This is a genomic window from Synechococcus sp. Nb3U1, assembly GCF_021533835.1.
Lineage (GTDB): Bacteria > Cyanobacteriota > Cyanobacteriia > Thermostichales > Thermostichaceae > Thermostichus.
Genome location: NZ_JAKFYQ010000001.1, coordinates 1,914,672 through 1,932,250, shown reverse-complemented (window position 1 = coordinate 1,932,250; position 17,579 = coordinate 1,914,672). Strand labels below are relative to the sequence as shown.

The following is a 17,579-nucleotide window of genomic DNA, read 5'->3' as shown; positions in this document are numbered from 1 at the left end:
CGGTGCGGTGGGCATAAATCCGGGACAGCGACGCCCAACAAACGGTTGCAGCGGACGGCGCTGCACGCCGCCGCTGATGCTGAGCGTTATGCAGCTTCGATTACAGCTAGGGCGCAATCGGAGTATTATTTGTGGGACGCGATTGTACACAGTAGGCTAAAATTTGCTCTGAATTCCCAAAACCTTACTATTTTACTTATGACGATTGAAGAACTACAAGCCGCGTTGGCAGACATTAACAATTTAGTTGTTACGTTTCAAACATCAGTAGCCTTGGAAAAATACTATGCTGAGGATACTGTGATGATTGAAGGCGACGGTACGATCACCACAGGGAAAGAAGCCTGCCGCCAAGGAAGAGCTATCTTTTTCAACGAAATGTTGGTCGAGTTTAGAGAGTCTAGATTGATTAGTCAAGATATTGCAGTCTCAGCCGATCACAGTTATGACTTCGTTGTAGTTTCCAATTGGTACAACGATTTCACCATTAGATATGGTGAACAGATCATTGATAACAAAAGCAATCAACTTTCGATCGGTTATTGGAAAGATGGTTTAGTCGTCAAGGAAAGTTATAATTACCCAGTGATTTCAATGACCTAGTGCCGCATAACAACCGCGCTGCACCGGAACGACTCAGTACTGTCGGTTGGTTGCAAAGTTTATCTGCGTCCGGTGAGCGCGAACGTTAGCTGGCTTCGTTCCTGGGTGGTGGCATTACCGAATAATCACTTGCGGGTATCAGAAGTTACAAGTATCGGGCATACTCAAACCGAAAAAGTTATAAGGCTATGAAGCCATATTTCCAAAATCTGGTAAGCTAAGGGGTCAATTGCTCAATCCTACAAATGTACTATCCTTGGGTTAGTGCGTTTATAGTTTCTACTCCTGACTCATGGTTAACTATGTTGGAAAATAAGGAACGCGCCCCTCGAAATAGGACAATTACTCTGAAGGACGGGGAAGAAGCAAAATATAAACAGCGATTGTTGCGGTTAGATAAGCCTATGGGCTTGCAAGAAGTACTCAACCGCACGATTAACCAGGACTTGTTTCAAGTAATGGATTTCCTGCCAAAGCAATCTGTTGATTTGCTGTTTATTGATCCACCTTATAATCTCAATAAAACATTTAACTCTAGCAGTTTTAAGAAAAAAGATTTAGAGACTTATACAGATTGGCTAGATGCATTTTTAGCCGGTCTTGAAGGAATTTTAAAGCCTACCTCTTCGATTTATATATGCTGTGATTGGCAGTCTTCGCCCGCTGTGTTCGAGGCAGTTAAAAATCGTTTTCAGGTTCGTAACCGTATTACATGGGAACGGGAAAAAGGGCGAGGAGCCAGCAAAAACTGGAAGAACTCATCAGAGGATATCTGGTTTTGCACAGTTTCTGATGCATATACTTTTAACGTAGATGCAGTCAAACTAAAACGGAAAGTAATAGCTCCTTACACTGTGAATGGCACCCCGAAAGATTGGGACATGACAGAAAAAGGCAACTATCGTCTTACTCATCCTTCTAATCTGTGGACAGATTTAACAATTCCTTTTTGGTCAATGCCAGAGAACACAGATCATCCAACTCAAAAGCTAGAAAAGTTGGTTGCTAAAGCCGTTCTTGCAAGTTCTAATCCTGGGGATGTTGTTTTTGATCCTTTTCTTGGCTCAGGAACAACATCTGTAGTTGCCAAGAAATTAGGCAGGCAATATTTTGGTGTAGAGCTTGACGAAATGTACGCTTGTTTAGTTGAGAAGCGCCTTGAGATTGCTGAAATCGAGTCTTCGATTCAGGGCTACTCTGAAGGGGTGTTTTGGGAAAGAAACACGCTGAATGAACAGGTACGCTCTATTGACAAGAAGCGTAATTCCCGCAATGGCAAAGTAGCTCAGCAGCAAGATTTATTTCTTTTAGCGGAACCGTAATCCTGATGGAAAAGAGTCAGATTTTCTACAGCGACAAGTTTGGTGAAGTCCAAGAAGCTATTAGAGAATTTCTGAATTCTCAAGAAGATTACTTGTCCGCATCTACTGCAAACAGTCCAAGGGCAGTTGGTGATGCTATTCAGGATGTTCTTGGCAGCAATCTACAGCAAGTGCTCGGCGAAGAAATTTGTAAAAACTACTCAGCAAACTTTGCCCGAAGAGCAATGGCTGATCTGGCTTTCGAGGATGACAACGGCTTTTATTACGTCATTGATGTAAAAACACACAGGCTGAGCACAAAATTTAATATGCCGAATTTAACTTCTGTAGATTAATATGCCGAATTTAACTTCTGTAGAGCGGCTCACTCGTTTCTACGAGTCAGATAAGAACGTCTTTGCGGTTCTAATGGTTGCGTATGATGTTGAGGGAACCCGCGTTGAAGTTGAAAGAGTAACGTTTGCGCCAATAGAGTTTCTAGGGTGGGACTGCTTAACAATTGGAGCCTTGGGATGGGGGCAAATTCAGATTGCTAACTCAAATGTGATAACCGTCAACCCTGGGTACTCACGTAAGCAATGGATGCTAGAACTGTGCGACACCTTAGCAGAGTTCTATCCGCGAGAGATTGCTAAGATCGAGGAGCGGTTAACCCACTTTGGCAGAGTAAGGGAATTTTGGCTCAATCATAGTGATTAGACTAAGCATAATTTGGTCGTAGCGCCAGCCAGCTAACACTGCGTTGGTGCGGACGGTACAGAGGTTATTGGTGAGAGTTCAAGCTTATCTGCCGCCGCACAACTTCACCGTTATGCCGCTAACTTTTTGCTCATGTTGGGCTATATGGAACAAACTAGAAACATAAACCATTCTGTTGAGCCACCATGAAAATTGGGGTTGTGGGCGCTCGCGGTCGATTAGGTTCGGCCATTGTGGGAATATTGCAAGTTGCAGAGGGTGTAGAGGCTGTAGCTATTGACACTCCAGACGCTGATTTGAATGCGGTGATTAATACCGCGCCTCTAACCGACGTACATTTACATCGGGAGGCTCTGGGTTATGGATGTCACGTCGTGGATGTCACGATTAACCCTGATCTGATTCGGTCAATGCTGGCCCTAGATGAGGTCGCCCGGCAGCAAAACCTTTGCCTGATTGCGATGGCAGGACTTGCGCCCGGTCTAACCGGACTACTGGGTCGTGAGCTATTGCAAGAATATCCCCAGTCCAGCTGTGTACAAGTGAGTTTGCTCCAGAGTGTGTCTGGCAAGTCGGGTAAGCAGGGAACCCTAGAGATGCTGGATCTGCTGACCAGCCCTGACTGTAAGTTTGCCAAACGCCCCTATCCCGAGTCCCAGAAATCCCAGACATCATGTCGGGAACTGTTTGATTTTGCCAATCCGGAGTTAGTGTTCTTACCCTTTGCTGACAAACTTCGTCTCGTGACCGGCTTTGACAATGACAACCTGAACCGCATGATTCGGGGCTTGGCCTGGGTACGACAGATTTTCCCGGCTGGCTACTCCTTTCTAACTCGGGCGATCGCCCAAAGCAAAGCAAAGGCGAACAAGGCAGCAGCCGAGGTGATTGAAGTAGGTGCGGTTGCCTTGGATCAAGATGGAAATGTTCTGGCTGGTCGTTGTCTGAAACTAGATTCTGACTATGGCACCACGGCTGCGATCGCCAGTGCTACAGCTGTGCTTGCCATTCGGGGATTACCCACACTTGGAGCAGGACACCTCAACCAGTTCATTACCCTCGATACCCTGCTCAACCACCCCATTGTCAAACCCCATCTTCTCAATGGATAGCCGTGTTATTACAGCTCTCTCACTGCTGCTACTGAGTGCTGCCCTCGCGGTCAACTCTCTGCTGGGGCCGCAGTTTGCTCAAGTCCTGATCTATCCCCTTTCCGAAACCTTACTCAACCAGACCCGAGGACTTGAACTCTTCTCTCTCGTTGTGCTGGTGCCCTTGGGCATTGCGGCGGCAATCCTCACCTACCGGGGTCATCCTGTCGCTTCTGTGCTGGCATTTGCCCCGGCGGCAAACGTGGTCTACATGTTTGTCCAGTACATCGTTGGGCCTAACTATGACGATGTGCCATCGTTCATTCTGTTTCATCTAGGCGTTTTCATTCTGGGGATGGGAATACTGATTCGCTCCTAGAATGGGATGGCTACCTTGCCTCCATTGCCTCACCCTGCCGCCCGACTTTGGTCTTTAGTCCTTTTAGTTCTGGCAGCCTTTGTGGTCTCCCGCTACCTGAATGTGTTGCCGGGTGGTCAGACCCTCCCGAAGGAGGTAGCCGATGACCTAGCCATGTTTTGGTCGATGTTCCTGCTGGACTTGGGTATCGTTCTGCCGATCACGCTGGCCTCAGCAGTTGGTTTGTGGAAAGGAGCCGCGTGGGCAACCCCCGCCCTGTATGGCCTGATGGGATGGTTTACCTTGGTCCCCCCCCCTCTGTGGCATTGATGGGTGTAGTAATGGTTATGAACGACGATCCCTATGCGGCAGTCGGCAGCGTTATGGTTCTCAGTATTGGGGCAGCAATCTTTGTGATGCTAGCAGTGCGGTTATATCTCCCCCTGTTTAAGTTGGAATGATAAATCTCGACCTTGAAGCCGGTGTTACCATACTTGTCGAAACTTTCCGCTTGCATCTTGAGGATGTGGCGTGATGATCACAGCGGCATAACAACCGCGATGCACCGGAACAATTCAGTCTGGTCGGCTAATTGCAACAACCATTGGTGTCCGGTGATTGCGAACGTTAGATGCCCTTATTCCCTGGTTGGGGCGATCTTCTCGGTAATGCTTGGAAGACAAAAAATGATTAAGCAAGGAGATAATTAAAAATGTAGCCAACGCTAATGATCCCAACAGTCATCAGTCCAACAAATACAGCTAAGAGTTGAGGGCGCAAAACTTTCTTGAGAATCACGATTTCAGGAAATGACAGGGCGGTGACTGCCATCGTGAATGCTAATACAGTACCCAGCGGCATTCCTTTGTTTACTAATGCTTCGGTAATGGGCATCACTCCCGCGATATTGGCATAGAGTGGCACACCCAAGACTACGGCAAGTGGGACTGCAAAAGGGTTGCGAACACCTGCATATTTGACAATAAAATCGGTCGGCACATAGCCATGAATTCCTGCACCGATCGCAATGCCAAGTACAACATACAGCCAAACTGATCGCACAATTTCGCTAGATTGAAATCTGCCCTGCTCAAATCGTTGGTGCCAAGTTAAAGCAACGGTTTTGAGATCCTTTTCATTATTGACAACCATGCCTTGACGCGATCTTTTTAGTTCCCAAACAAAGGGTTCCACCCATCTTTCAAGTTTGAGCAGTCCGATAATGTACCCTGCTGCGATCGCTAAGCCCACACCAAAGCCAATATAGATCAAAACAACCTTGATGCCAAATAATCCCCATAGTAAGATTACAGCTACCTCATTGACCATCGGTGCTGCGATCAGATAGGAGAAAGTAACCCCTAAGGGGACACCTGCTTCTAAGAATCCAATAAACAAGGGAACCGCAGAACAGGAACAAAATGGGGTAATAATGCCAACAATCGCTGCCGAGACATTGCCAGCAAAGGTGCGCCTTCCTTCCAATAACGAACGAACTCGTTCTGGTTCAAGAAAGCTCTGAAATGTGCCAACGATAAAGCTAATTACAATTAGCAGTGTTAAAACTTTCGGTACATCGTAGAGGAAGAAATGCAGACTAGAGCCAAGATGAGAAGCAACCTCCAGCCCCAAGAGTTTTGTGACAATCTGCGTTGCTAACCAATCAAAGGGATAAAAGGGATCGAACATGATTCTACTCTCCTCTATGTTTGCAAGAGCGGCTGAATTTCCTCACTGGTCATCACTTTACCTTTGCCTACAACCTTACCGTTAATTGTTAGGGCAGGTGTAGACATGACCCCGCGCATCGCAATTTCCACGGGATCGGTAACATGCACGACTTCCGCCGCAAGATTCAGATTTGCTACTGCTTCTTTGGCATTTGCCTCTAGCTGTTGGCACTTTTTGCAGCCTGTTCCTAGAATTTCAATCTTGATGGTTTCCATGAGAATTCTCCTGTCTGATAATTTGTGATTTGGTCAAGCCAGCTTTCGGACGCTCTAGACCTTTTGCGCGAAGTAATTACGGGCAAAATTTCCGAGCGGGCAGTCAGGTTTTTGATCGATTCCTATGCTCTGAAATCGCTCCAGATACTGTACCTCAGACCAACCTTCTTGTTCAGCAAGGAACAGCAAGCTGAATACACACGCTCGTAATGCCGAAGCACAACGAACATAAATCGGCTGGGGCGATGTGTCGATCGCTTGCTTAAAAGTTGCTAGAGTTTCACGATTCAAGTTTTTGGGTGAAATGGGAACACTAACGTACTCTAAAGCCAGACTTTTTACCTCAGATGCATCAAGTTGATTACCTTCAGCCGCAGTACATAAATCAATAACAGTCTTATAGCCTTTCTGAGTAAGGTCTTTCAGAACTTCAGGCTGAGAGTCAGAACCAATAGCGATCGTGGCATTAATCTCTTTGAACATGGGTGTTTTCCTGTCTACTATGACTGTAGCTTCAGGATAAGCCCTATACCCATGTATAATGTCAAGGGCTAATCAGTCAAATCTGGTGAAGTTTCCTGCTCCACTATCGATGAATTTTTGGTTCCTTTCTCAAGAACAACGCATTGGTGCGTCGAATCAGGATGGCTGAGATTGGTGCGACACTGCTCAAGAAGAAGTGCTAGCTCATTATGAAGTACTTGTAACTGTTGAATTTCTTCTGCAATATCCTGAATCTTTCGATCAAGACGCTCGTAAACTGCTTTGCAAGTCAGTGATTGCCTATCCTTTAACACCAAGATGTCCTTAATCTCATCTAGACTAAGCCCCAAAGACTTTGCTCGTGTAATAAAGGTAAGCCGATCCACATCCTGTTGACTAAATAGCCGATACCCTGCTTCTGTGCGCTGCGGGGATGGAATTAACCCAATTCGCTCATAAAAGTAGAGAGTTTGTGGATTAAGGCTCAATCGACGCGAGACTTCCCCCACTTGAAACATTGACATAACTCCATTGCGACCTGGTAGACCTATGGTAAGGCTTATACCTTGACATAAGGTCGGTTGTCAGGTAAACTTTGCTGAAGCTGTCGGGCATCTAACACTGCGTTGGTGCGGACGGTATAAACCTGATCGGTGGATGTTTGAGGTTATCTGCCGCAGCACAACTTCAACGTTAGACCGCTGAGCTATCGGTCGGGACATCCTGCCAAGTTGCCTGTTTGCATTCAGGGTTGAGCTACCGCCCTATCCTTGTGTGTGCACAAATACATTCATGTTGCTATAACAGATCAGAATCGCTCAATCTAAAGTTCAAGGTTTTCCAAGTGACTCAACAGAACCCCCTCCATCTTGCCAAATAAGGAGATCCTAATGCCCTTGCCGCATTAATAAATCGTAGTCTTAAATCCAAAGGCATAACTGCAAAAGTTAGTCGCAAGGATGATTGTCTAAGGGTAATGCTTGAATCCGATGAAGTTCCTAACCAAGATAGTTTGGTTGAATTTATTCGTAGTGGCATCCTTAAACTTGATGTATCTAGGATCAATACCCTTCAAATTTTTGGGAAGTAAATAGGTGAAGAGATTCCTGCATGGAGCCGAACGATTAGTTTAGAAATGCCGTTATTATCAGTTAGTCAGCAGCCAATATCAGACCCAAAGAGTCCACGCACTCAGCGTACTCAAAGTCCTATTTCTAATCCTCAAAGCAGTGTTTCTTCAGTCATCCCAAATACCTCAAATAATAGCTCACCAGCCAATTCTGGAATTGACACAGCAAGTCCAATATTACTTCTGATTGGCTGCTTCTTAATTGGATTATTCCTCCTAGCTATTAATCCTGCGTTGCCTATTTTTACTGCTCTTTTAGCACTTGGCCCTGCTTTGCTCGCTAGTGAAAAAGGTAGAAATCCACTTAATTGGTGGTGTTATGGCTTTTTGTTATTTATCGTTGCAATTATTCATGCAGCAGTCACCCCAGCAATTCCTGAACGAGCAAACGTAACTAAAAGACAGTTCTGGCGAGGGTTAAGAATTGCAGCAATCGTACTCTCTGTGCTAAGCATATTCAGCTACCAATTTACGGAAGAAGGCAGCCCAGCAAGGGTTTTCCTGGGTATTGGCGCACTAGCAAGCATCGTTATGTCAATTGTCGCATGGACACAGAAGGTCTGATCTTATCATAAGTCAGTGCAGACTAGAGATGATACTATCTAAGGTGACAAGCGGCGGTGTGGACTAAAATAGAAAAGATTGCAACCAGTTGTCTGCATGAGTGAAGCTGTTTACATCGAAACTAGTATCTTAGGATACCTCACTGCTCGACCCAGCAGAGACCTTGTTGTGGCTGCCAATATTGAGATTACTAGAGAGTGGTGGGATACACGTCGCAGTAAATTTCAACTTTACACGTCTCAAGCAGTAGTAAAGAAAACTTCCCAAGGCGATACTCAAATTGCAACCCAGCGGCTCGAAATTATTCGTGATTTTGAATTGCTCGAACTGAATCAGTCCGTCCTTGACTTGGCAGAGCAATTCTTGGAACGTAGTAGCCTTCCTGCAAAAGCCGATGTTGACGCGGTTCATATCGCAGCCGCAACAATTCATGGGATGGATTATTTGCTCACATGGAATTGCAAGCATATAGCTAATGCGGAATTGCAAGCATATAGCTAATGCCCAAATTCAGAAGAAATTGGCAGAGATCAGTTTCGATTCTGGGTATGAGTTGCCGATTCTTTGTACACCCTATGAACTGCTTGGAGATTAACTATGTATCAAGATGCAATTGTGGAAGAAATTCACAGAATCCGTGAAGAGTATTCACGGTCATTCAACCATAACTTAAAAGCACTTTTTGCTGATTTGCAAAAGCAACAAGCTGAGAGTGGCAGAAAAGTTGTGAATTTGTCGCGGAAGCACGGTCTAACAACCCCAACGCAGCGGACGGACGAAAGCCGCTGATGCTGAGTTCGAGGTTATCTGCCGCCGCTGGTTGGGAACGTTGGGCGGCTGGCGAGACAGGAGTCGATAAGCATGAGTGAACAAGGTTGGCAAGAGTTTCTTTCCGCTGAAGGCATAGACGATTGAGTCGTTCTACACGGAGGAGCGACGGCTGTCTTTCGTGTCGGGTCCCTGAGAGAAGCCGTGCGGTTAGCCGAAGCAATCGCAGGGATTACCGGTCTTGAGGATTCGGGGGTCGTGATGACGATAGCGAATGACCGTCTCACTGTTCGGCTGACGCGCGACATCTGGCAACTCGAGCCGCGACACATTGAGTTTGCGCGGGCCATCTCTGCTATTGCACAGGAGCATAATGTACCTGCGGATCGTGCCGCTGTTCAGGAGGTGCAGGTTGCAATCGCGGCGAAGCGCGATGAGATAGATGTCAACTTCTGGCGCGCCGTGTTGGGCTACGTGCCGGCGGCTGACGACAATGCGGTAGACCCCCTTGGACATGGATCGACAGTCTGGATGCAGGAGCTCAACGAGAGCAAGCCCTTGCGGCACGCGATGCACATCGATGTGTCGGTTGCGCGTGAGCAGGCCATGGTACGACTACAAGCAGCGCTTGCAGCGGGTGGACGCATTGTTGACGACTCTCATGCGCCCTCGCACTGGAGGCTCGCCGACCGCGCGGGCAACCGCGTCTGTATCGCTGCGTGGCCTGATGGGTCCACCCGGAGACTATCGAGCGGCTCCGAATAGCGCATCTCTAATCGGCTATCGTTTTGGTCGCCGCGTAGCTGCCGAACAACCGCTTGCAGCGATATTGCACTACCACTACGCGGCAGGTTGGTTTTGCGGTCGTGACAGTGCTCTCGGAGGCGTAGCTTTGCAGTGCCGCCCAAAAAGCGTTTCCAGCCGCGCCGCGAAGCGCAGCGGAGCGGCTGAAGCGCGAGCCGTTAGGTTGCTTAGGTTATCGGTGAGGACAATGCTTCAAACCCTCCCTCAATAGAAATCAGCACGTCCACCTCACATAAAATCGAAATAATTAGGGCTGACGCAACCCGTCGAGGGTTTTTAACGCTTGTGACTGTTCTTGCAATTGAATTTCGAGGCGTTGACACACTAGTTCGCATAGATCAAAAATCATGGGGTCGGTGATTTGATAGTGATTTGATAGTAAACACTGACTCCCTGCGGCTGCCGTTTCACAATTCCTGCTTGGGTCAAAATCTTCAAGTGCTTGGAAACGTTGGCTTGTCCTAGGTTCGTTTCTTCAATGATTTCAGTCACATTCTTTGCCCCGTCCTTGAGAACACACAATACTTGCAGCCGACTCAGTTCTGATAGAACCTTGAAATAGTCGGCAACTTGGGTGAGCGCGGAAATTGGGATTTGTGACATAAGGGCGGGAGTAAGCAAATTTTAATTCAGACTTGTCTTTTTCATCATACTACTATATAGTAATATCATCAATAAACGCAAGGAGGGGCAAGTAGTGATGCTATTTCGTCAACTTTTTGACCGTGAAAGCAGTACCTACACGTGTCTGATTGCCGATCGTGCTTCTGCTGATGCAATCCTAGTAGATCCAGTCTTAGAGCAGGTTGAGCACGATCTCAAGTGCCTAAGAGGATTGGACACTACCTTATCCGTGGTTTGCCAATATCAGGAGTAATCCTATCTCTACGCCGTTTTGCTGACAACTTTTAGGAGATTGACCATGAAACTTTTGATTCGATCATTTGTTAGCGTCTTGGTATTCATCACAGATGTGGTTTACCAAAATCGCCCCTACCCGCGCTTCTAAGTATTAGAAACGATTGCTCGCATTCCCTACTTTGCATATTTATCAGTGCTTCATCTCTATGAAACCCTCGGCTTTTGGCGCAAGGCAGACCTTCTGAAGGTTCACTTTGCAGAAACCTGGAATGAGTTACATCACTTGCTGATTATGGAGTCATTGGGAGGTAATGATGTTTGGGGTGATCGCTTCTTGGCGCAACATTTAGCAGTGGCATACTATTGGGTCGTCATTTCGCTTTATATGCTATTTCCCAAGTCCGCTTATTACATGGCAGAGCTAATTGAGGAACATGCATACCATACCTATGCCGTATTTTTAGAAACGCATGGCGAAATCCTCAAAACGCAACCTGCGCCACAGGTTGCCATCAACTACTATCGAGATGGCGACCTCTATATGTTTGATGAATTTCAAACCACTATTCGGTCTGAATCACGTCGCCCAACAGTAGACAACCTTTATGACGTGTTTATCAATATCCGAGATGACGAAGGGGAACACGTCAAAACGATGATTGCTTGTCAGCAGACGCAAGCGCTATTAACGTTTACGAGTCCTCACAGTAGAGTTTTAGAGCCTGAGACTGCTGAGATTACTGAGATTGCTGAGGCTGCCTAAAGAGATTAAAGAGTGAGAGATGGAATTTGTCCGTTAGATTTTTAAAGAAGGTAAATAGTGATGCTATTTCGTCAACTTTTTGACCGTGAAAGCAGTACCTACACGTATCTGATTGCCGATCGTGCGGCTGCCGAGGCCATCCTAGTCGATCCAGTCTTAGAGCAGGTTGAGCGCGATCTCAAGTTACTGCAAGAATTGGGCTTAACCCTGCGCTACTGCTTAGAGACCCATGTTCATGCCGATCATGTTACAGGCGCAGCCCAACTGCGATCACAGACGGGATGTTTGAGTGTGGTGCCCAATCAAGCGTCGGTAGCATGTGCCGATCGATTTATTCAAGACGGTGAAATGCTGCATGTTGGTGGCGTGGAAGTGCAAGCGATCGCCACACCAGGACATACCGATAGTCACATGGCCTATCTTGTTGGTGGAACGCACTTGCTAACGGGCGATGCGCTATTGATTCGTGGCTGTGGGCGCACGGATTTTCAGAGCGGGAATGCTGAAACCTTGTTTGATTCAGTCACGCAACGATTATTCACCTTGCCAGAGGCCACATTGATTTATCCAGCCCATGACTATCGCGGACAGACAGTTTCTTCCGTGGCCGAGGAAAAACGCTGGAATCCGCGATTTGTAGGGCGTAGTCGCGATGAATTTCGGCAATTTATGAATGAACTGAATCTGCCCGATCCACAAAAAATGATGGAGGCATTGCCCGCCAATGAACGATGTGGGCAAACACTCGCAATCGTTGCTAACACCTACTCAATTTAAAGGATAACCATGACGAACAATACTCGGATTCAAGCAATTGATGCTCAAACTTTGAAGCAATGGCTCGACGATCATGCCGTTACATTAGTGGATGTACGTGAATCAGCAGAACATGCAACTGAACGGATTCCTGGCGCGAAGCTCCATCCTTTATCACAGTTCGACCCACAGCAACTCCGTTCGGTTGAGGGCAAATCCCTAGTGCTCTACTGTCAATCGGGCAATCGATCGACCCAAGCGGCCCAAAAATGTGTAGCTGCAGGATTCGACTCGGTGATACATCTGCATGGCGGTATTTCCACTTGGAAAAGTGCAGGCTACGGTGTTGAAAAAAGTCAAAATGCCCCGATTAGCCTGTTTCGGCAGGTGCAAATTGTGGCTGGTTCCTTGGTGTTTTTAGGAACTGTTTTAGGGGTGCTAGTATCCCCCAATTTCTTGCTTCTCAGCGGCTTTGTTGGCCCTGGACTGGTGTTTGCTGGAATTACCAACACCTGCGCCATGGGATTGCTACTCGCCAAGTTACCCTATAACCAACGATCTGGTAATAAACTATGACTTGGATTCTTGGGCATCTTTTTGCCGTTTGCATTGGGATCAGTCTTGGCTTGCTGGGTGGTGGTGGTTCGGTGTTAGCGCTGCCTGTGCTGGTTTATATCATGGGAGTCCCGCCGAAACCCGCGATCGCCATGACTTTAATTATTGTTGGGAGTGTGAGCTTATTGGGTAGCATTCCCCATGCACGACGCGGCAATCTGAATCTTAAAGTAGCGGCAATTTTTGGCTCGGCAACCATGGTGGGGGCTTATCTGGGTGCCAGGATGGCTACACTTCCATTCATCACAAGTGCCTTCCAGATGATTCTGTTTGGACTCTCAATGTTGGTCGCTGCTGGCTTGATGATTTATCGATCGATTAAGGCAAAGCCTGAGTCCAATGAGGATGAGCTAGCATCGATCCAGTACATCAAACCTGCCTGTAAATATTGCTGGCTATGGCTGATGACGGAAGGAATCGCTGTGGGCGTTTTGACTGGGTTGGTCGGTGTTGGGGGTGGCTTTGCGATCGTTCCGGCTTTAGTGCTGCTGGGCAATATCCCAATGCGACAGGCGATCGGGACTTCGCTGTTGATTATTGCCTGTAATTCTGTTGCGGGTTTGCTCGGTTATTTAGGGCATGTTTCTTTAGACTGGACGCTGACGGTTTCATTTACTTTTTTGGCTGGCTGCGGAACGGTGATTGGAGCCTATCTTGCCCAATTTGTTTCCACAAAACAACTTCAGAAAGGCTTTGGTTACTTTCTTCTAGCTGTTGCCACATTTGTATTAATACAAAATCGTGACAGCTTATTACAGGGTCTCAAGAAGTCATCTGCGTACCAGCAACCTAACAACGCCCATGCACACCGACCGCCGAGAGTTGATCGATTATGATTCAAAGGTGATTTGCGGCGGTCGCTGAGCTTGGTCGTTATGCCGCCTTTAGTTGTCGATGAGAGCGTAAGCGGCAAGCTATTGGTGGGACGCGATGTCCCAGTAGTTGCGAATCTTCTATTGAGACGTAATTAGGAAGTGACTGGTGGGCTACAATTCTCAATAGGTTTTTCTCTTCATTGCAGGTTAGGTAGTGCAAAAACAGGAAGTCCTTACATTACTGGAAAAGCACCAAAACACGCTGAAGGATTTTGGCGTAAAGTCTATGATGCTGTTTGGTTCAGTAGCAAGAGATGAAGCGCGAACAGACAGCGATGTTGATCTGCTGGTAGAGTTCGACCGTCCGGTCGGGTTGCTCACCTTTGTACGCTTGAAACGATACTTGGAAGAGATTTTAGAGAGTTCGGTCGATCTGGGTACACCTGACTCCCTCAAACCTTATCTACGGGAACCCGTTTTCCGGGAGGCGATTCGTGCCTTCTAGAGATTGGCAAAATAGAGTAAGAGATGTACTAGCCGCGATTGCAGAGATCCAGGAGTTCACAAACGAGATAACCTTTGAGGAGTTTCAGAACGACCGAAAAACGATCAGAGCAGTTTTATATAACCTGGCAATTATTGGTGAAGCAGTTCGTAGCATTCCACCTGATGTAGAAGCTTCACATCCTGAAATTCCCTGGGACGATGTGCGTGGAATGCGAAATATTGTGATTCACGAGTATTTTCAAGTGAATCTATCCATTATCTGGCAAACGGTTCAAGAAGACCTTGTTTCGTTAGAAGCTTCCCTTCAACAATTGATAAACCCTTGAAAAGAATGGGTAATAGCAGAAGCAACAGCAGCATAACAACCCGGCTGGAGCGGACTACCGAGAGATCTTGGCGGTGTTGCAAAGGTTGTTCGTAGCCGCTGATTGGGAACGTTAGGCCACATCACACGCCACAACCAGCAAGGAAGCATCACACATGATCACAGTAGAGACCACGGTCACTGCGCCCATCGAGGAGGTATGGCGTGCATGGACGACGCCGGAGGACATCAAGCAGTGGAACGCCGCATCCGATGACTGGCACACCACAGCCGCCACGGTGGATTTGCGAGTTGGTGGCGCGTTCTCATCGCGCATGGAGGCCAAAGACGGCAGTTTCGGTTTCGACTTCGAGGGCATCTACACGAAGGTCGTGCCCTACGAACTGATCAAGTGTTCGCTTGGGGATCGTGGCCTCGTCGTCGAGTTTGTCAGTAACGCGAGCGGCGTGACGGTGCGCGAGACGTTTGAAGCGGACGCTGACCATTCGGTCGAGCAGTAGCGTGCGGGCTGGCAAGCGATCCTCGACCGCTTTGCCCGGTATGTGGAAGCACGTCGGTGAGCTTGTGGCCTAACCAGAGCGCTGCAGCGAACCGCCGCTTCACTGGGCAGTCGGACGGTCCAGGTAATTTGGCAGCGATGGTTGCAGCTGACCGGGCGTTTCCGGCGGCGGTCGCTGAGCTTGGTCGTTATACGGCTTTCAGCTATTTGTAGGGCACACCCGTTTAGACTACTTCCCAGCATGAACGGTTAAAACGTTGTGAGTAAGTGAACTTGGCAGACGGTTAAGAATTGTGTCGCTTGAAGTTTAAGAGTTTACTGGATGAACTAAGTAATCATTTGTGTAGGAAATGTGGGCATCTCTAAAATAGAGTTACCCTTTCACGGATCACATGGTTACTTTCGATAACATTATCGCTACTGCTAATTCTGAAAGCGAGTTTTTGCAAGTTTTTAAGGATGCCTTTTCAGAAATAGATGAATTATTTCTGGAAGCACATGAGGTTATTCTTTCAGCTTGTTATAGAAATCCAGGGCTGTCTCCAGGCTTAAAGGGCACTTCAGAAATAGCCCTTGCCCAAAGGTGGCTCAAAAAGTACCATAATGCTTTCGAGAGTAGAATTTCACAGCGGGTGTCCAGTCCACCGGGGACAATTGCGGATTCTATAGTTGAAACAATTATTAAAGCAAGACTTACTGGGTTAGAGATCGAACATCTTGAGCAGATTAAATACGCCCATAGGTTGTCTATGTCAGCAGAAAATATTCAGGGATTGCTTCTTGAAGAATTCCTAGCCGAGCAGTTAACAAATTACGGATGGTTTTGTTGCTGGGGTGAAGTAATACGTCATGTTGATTTCTGCCACAAGGATCGTTCTCTCTTGCAAGTAAAGAACCGCAGCAATTCAGAGAATAGCTCTTCATCAAGAGTTCGTATCAATCAAAGAGTTCGTATCAATCAGCCAATTGAGAAATGGTACAGAGTTGATGCAAAGACTGGAAGATTTCAATGGGCATACTTTAATCAAAAATATGATACTGATCAATTTTCTGAAGAAAATTTCATTTTGTTCGTTCAGAGAACTTTAGAACGTAATCCAAACGCTCTACCTGTGGAAGTGGGAAATCCTTGGCAGTACTTATCAGATCAGAGCTAGACAAAGTTGCTTATCTGATGGTTCATCTATGGAGCCAATAATTTCTTTTGTCCAACTTACATCGTCTGTGTTGTTGTAACGTGAGTAGGGAAAGTCGTTAAATATTTTTATACTTTCCCCGTTTAAGTGACTAATTAGCATTCTACCGATCGCCCTACCTAGAGAGCATGGAATAGCGTTGCCAACTTGTCGATATTGATCTAATAAACTGCCTTCTATAATCCAGTCATCTGGAAATTCTTGTATCCGCTTATATTCTTGAATACTAAGTGGTCTATCTTCTTCTGGATGTGCTAAGTCAGTTGCTGGCATCGCTGGATGAGTCACCAAAGTTGGAGAAGGCTTGTCCCAAGCTAGTCTCCTGTAAAAACCCGTCTTTCCACCACTAGCATGATATGAGGCTCCTAATGCTTCTTCATGTAATTCTGTAGGCAAATCTCTCCAATACTGCCCTGGTTTTAGCAACCGATAATATTTCAGGCGCTTCTCTGGAAATTTGACAAAACAGTGCCCATCAGTTGGCAAACCTTGAAGAGCCTCCCTGAGTGTTCTCCATTTCGGCAGTTCATATAAACCATTTTCCGAGTGCGTAGGAGTGAGATAAGGCAATTTTTTCCCATCTCGACTACAGATAATCACTACTCTTTCACGACTTTGAGGTGAACCAAAGTTTGCAGCATTATATAGATTGAACGAAAAGCTGTAGCCTGCTTCTTTCAGCTTACGAGTAAGGTGAAGTAACGCTCCACCTCTCTTTTCCTCTGGGGATAGTGGTAAATTTTTATCACCTCTCATGTTGTGAGGTCTATGCTTCAAAGGAGCGGATAATAAACCCCTAACATTTTCAATAACAGCATATTTGGGCTTCAACTCAATAATCAAATCGATGAAGGTTAGAAATACATTTCCTCGCTCATCATTAAAACCTTGTCTCTTGCCAGCACTACTAAAGGCTTGGCAGGGTGGACCACCAACTATTACATCAATATCTTCTTGAAGGGCTAATCCTGCCTTTTCTCTGATCTGTCTAGCTGAATAGTCTCTGATATCGCCAATCAGAGCAATATCAGGTTTATTTGATTCGATTGTCCTTCGTGCGGCTTTATCTACTTCGCAGGCAAGGATTACTTCAATTCCTTCTTTTTCCAGCCCCAAATCAAGTCCCATGCAGCCAGAAAAGAAGCTTAACGCCTTCAAAATAGGTTTGCCAGAAGACCGTCTCTCATGATCTGGAACAACAGAATCTGGTTTATCCTCTTTATAGCGATATTCATTAGCCGATTCTGATGTGATCACCCATCTATTACTGATCAATTCTCCGCTGAGTTCACCACTCCTAAGCAGCCTGCGAACGTATTGTTCTGAATAGCCAAGCATTTCAGACGCTTCTTTTACAGAGAAATATCCTGTGGACATGAGTTTCGCCTGCGAAACTAGAATCAAGCACTCAATCTTAAGGCAAGTACAGTTGTTTTGCAAGTCCTACAAGCTTCGGTGTTGGTGCCGTAGTTTCC

The 17,579-nt window shown here is 46.5% G+C and carries 25 protein-coding genes; 18 read left to right on the top strand and 7 right to left on the bottom strand.

The window, feature by feature from the left end:
* Positions 1-45: 45 nt before the first annotated feature.
* From L1047_RS09130 to L1047_RS09105, 6 genes are all read left to right on the top strand, one after another.
* Positions 46-603, top strand: a complete 558-nt coding sequence (locus L1047_RS09130; RefSeq protein WP_235278546.1) for a hypothetical protein — start codon at positions 46-48, stop codon at positions 601-603.
* Positions 604-905: 302 nt separating this feature from the next.
* The gene (locus L1047_RS09125) at positions 906-1,925 is read left to right on the top strand and encodes a DNA-methyltransferase (RefSeq protein ID WP_235278545.1); all 1,020 of its coding nucleotides are present in this window, start codon (positions 906-908) and stop codon (positions 1,923-1,925) included.
* A 5-nt stretch (positions 1,926-1,930) separates the two neighbouring features.
* Positions 1,931-2,260: a hypothetical protein gene (locus L1047_RS09120; RefSeq protein ID WP_235278544.1), complete on the top strand. Its 330-nt coding sequence runs from the start codon at positions 1,931-1,933 to the stop codon at positions 2,258-2,260.
* A gap of 549 nt (positions 2,261-2,809) precedes the next feature.
* The gene (locus L1047_RS09115) at positions 2,810-3,736 is read left to right on the top strand and encodes a hypothetical protein (RefSeq protein ID WP_235278543.1); all 927 of its coding nucleotides are present in this window, start codon (positions 2,810-2,812) and stop codon (positions 3,734-3,736) included.
* Positions 3,729-4,094, top strand: a complete 366-nt coding sequence (locus L1047_RS09110) for a hypothetical protein (RefSeq protein ID WP_235278542.1) — start codon at positions 3,729-3,731, stop codon at positions 4,092-4,094. Before L1047_RS09115 ends, L1047_RS09110 begins: the two co-directional genes overlap by 8 nt.
* Before the next feature lie 6 nt (positions 4,095-4,100).
* Positions 4,101-4,403 carry a hypothetical protein gene (locus tag L1047_RS09105; RefSeq protein WP_235278541.1) on the top strand — a complete coding sequence of 101 codons (303 nt, stop codon included), beginning with the start codon at positions 4,101-4,103 and terminating at the stop codon, positions 4,401-4,403.
* Between the two features lie 360 nt (positions 4,404-4,763).
* Here the strand turns inward: L1047_RS09105 and L1047_RS09100 are convergent, their stop codons facing one another.
* The 4 genes from L1047_RS09100 to L1047_RS09085 all read right to left on the bottom strand — a co-directional run bounded on the left by L1047_RS09100 (position 4,764) and on the right by L1047_RS09085 (position 7,026).
* Positions 4,764-5,762 (bottom strand): permease, encoded by a 999-nt coding sequence (locus tag L1047_RS09100; protein WP_235278540.1) that lies wholly within the window; start codon positions 5,760-5,762, stop codon positions 4,764-4,766.
* Between the two features lie 14 nt (positions 5,763-5,776).
* The gene (locus L1047_RS09095) at positions 5,777-6,019 is read right to left on the bottom strand and encodes a thioredoxin family protein (protein WP_235278539.1); all 243 of its coding nucleotides are present in this window, start codon (positions 6,017-6,019) and stop codon (positions 5,777-5,779) included.
* Between the two features lie 54 nt (positions 6,020-6,073).
* A complete protein-coding gene (locus L1047_RS09090; protein WP_235278538.1) occupies positions 6,074-6,502 on the bottom strand; it encodes a beta-lactamase hydrolase domain-containing protein in 429 nt (142 codons plus the stop codon).
* A gap of 68 nt (positions 6,503-6,570) precedes the next feature.
* On the bottom strand, positions 6,571-7,026 hold the full coding sequence (locus L1047_RS09085; protein WP_235278537.1) for a heavy metal-responsive transcriptional regulator: 456 nt from the start codon (positions 7,024-7,026) through the stop codon (positions 6,571-6,573).
* Positions 7,027-7,637: 611 nt separating this feature from the next.
* On the opposite strand from L1047_RS09085, the gene L1047_RS09080 reads away from it, so the two are divergent.
* From L1047_RS09080 to L1047_RS09070, 3 genes are all read left to right on the top strand, one after another.
* On the top strand, positions 7,638-8,195 hold the full coding sequence (locus L1047_RS09080; protein WP_235278536.1) for a hypothetical protein: 558 nt from the start codon (positions 7,638-7,640) through the stop codon (positions 8,193-8,195).
* A gap of 96 nt (positions 8,196-8,291) precedes the next feature.
* Positions 8,292-8,696, top strand: coding sequence for a type II toxin-antitoxin system VapC family toxin (locus L1047_RS09075; protein WP_443081689.1), 405 nt, complete (start codon positions 8,292-8,294; stop codon positions 8,694-8,696).
* 96 nt (positions 8,697-8,792) lie between these two features.
* Positions 8,793-8,984 carry a hypothetical protein gene (locus tag L1047_RS09070; RefSeq protein ID WP_017305734.1) on the top strand — a complete coding sequence of 64 codons (192 nt, stop codon included), beginning with the start codon at positions 8,793-8,795 and terminating at the stop codon, positions 8,982-8,984.
* A gap of 189 nt (positions 8,985-9,173) precedes the next feature.
* Here the strand turns inward: L1047_RS09070 and L1047_RS09065 are convergent, their stop codons facing one another.
* The gene (locus tag L1047_RS09065; RefSeq protein WP_235278535.1) at positions 9,174-9,479 is read right to left on the bottom strand and encodes a hypothetical protein; all 306 of its coding nucleotides are present in this window, start codon (positions 9,477-9,479) and stop codon (positions 9,174-9,176) included.
* Here L1047_RS09065 and L1047_RS16785 point away from each other — a divergent pair.
* Positions 9,369-9,728: a VOC family protein gene (locus L1047_RS16785; protein WP_443081712.1), complete on the top strand. Its 360-nt coding sequence runs from the start codon at positions 9,369-9,371 to the stop codon at positions 9,726-9,728. The two genes, L1047_RS09065 and L1047_RS16785, sit on opposite strands and share 111 nt — an antisense overlap.
* A 384-nt stretch (positions 9,729-10,112) precedes the next feature.
* On the opposite strand, the gene L1047_RS09055 is transcribed toward L1047_RS16785, so the two are convergent.
* Entirely contained in the window at positions 10,113-10,370 is a 258-nt protein-coding gene (locus L1047_RS09055) for an ArsR/SmtB family transcription factor (protein WP_443081688.1), read from the bottom strand.
* A 418-nt stretch (positions 10,371-10,788) separates the two neighbouring features.
* Here L1047_RS09055 and L1047_RS09045 point away from each other — a divergent pair, with 418 nt between their 5' ends.
* From L1047_RS09045 to L1047_RS09010, 8 genes are all read left to right on the top strand, one after another.
* On the top strand, positions 10,789-11,391 hold the full coding sequence (locus tag L1047_RS09045) for an alternative oxidase (RefSeq protein ID WP_328286065.1): 603 nt from the start codon (positions 10,789-10,791) through the stop codon (positions 11,389-11,391).
* Between the two features lie 60 nt (positions 11,392-11,451).
* Positions 11,452-12,168: an MBL fold metallo-hydrolase gene (locus tag L1047_RS09040; RefSeq protein WP_235278532.1), complete on the top strand. Its 717-nt coding sequence runs from the start codon at positions 11,452-11,454 to the stop codon at positions 12,166-12,168.
* Between the two features lie 9 nt (positions 12,169-12,177).
* Positions 12,178-12,723: a rhodanese-like domain-containing protein gene (locus L1047_RS09035; protein WP_235278531.1), complete on the top strand. Its 546-nt coding sequence runs from the start codon at positions 12,178-12,180 to the stop codon at positions 12,721-12,723.
* On the top strand, positions 12,720-13,598 hold the full coding sequence (locus tag L1047_RS09030) for a sulfite exporter TauE/SafE family protein (protein WP_235278530.1): 879 nt from the start codon (positions 12,720-12,722) through the stop codon (positions 13,596-13,598). The genes L1047_RS09035 and L1047_RS09030 overlap by 4 nt, the downstream gene beginning before the upstream one ends.
* Before the next feature lie 193 nt (positions 13,599-13,791).
* The gene (locus L1047_RS09025) at positions 13,792-14,082 is read left to right on the top strand and encodes a nucleotidyltransferase family protein (RefSeq protein ID WP_235278529.1); all 291 of its coding nucleotides are present in this window, start codon (positions 13,792-13,794) and stop codon (positions 14,080-14,082) included.
* Positions 14,072-14,410 (top strand): HepT-like ribonuclease domain-containing protein, encoded by a 339-nt coding sequence (locus tag L1047_RS09020; RefSeq protein WP_235278528.1) that lies wholly within the window; start codon positions 14,072-14,074, stop codon positions 14,408-14,410. The genes L1047_RS09025 and L1047_RS09020 overlap by 11 nt, the downstream gene beginning before the upstream one ends.
* Positions 14,411-14,564: 154 nt before the next feature.
* Positions 14,565-14,909, top strand: a complete 345-nt coding sequence (locus tag L1047_RS09015; protein ID WP_235278527.1) for an SRPBCC domain-containing protein — start codon at positions 14,565-14,567, stop codon at positions 14,907-14,909.
* Between the two features lie 391 nt (positions 14,910-15,300).
* Positions 15,301-16,065, top strand: a complete 765-nt coding sequence (locus L1047_RS09010; RefSeq protein ID WP_235278526.1) for a SinI family restriction endonuclease — start codon at positions 15,301-15,303, stop codon at positions 16,063-16,065.
* Here L1047_RS09010 and L1047_RS09005 read toward each other — a convergent pair.
* Positions 16,051-17,481, bottom strand: coding sequence for a DNA cytosine methyltransferase (locus L1047_RS09005; RefSeq protein ID WP_235278525.1), 1,431 nt, complete (start codon positions 17,479-17,481; stop codon positions 16,051-16,053). The genes L1047_RS09010 and L1047_RS09005 overlap by 15 nt on opposite strands.
* Positions 17,482-17,579: the final 98 nt, after the last annotated feature.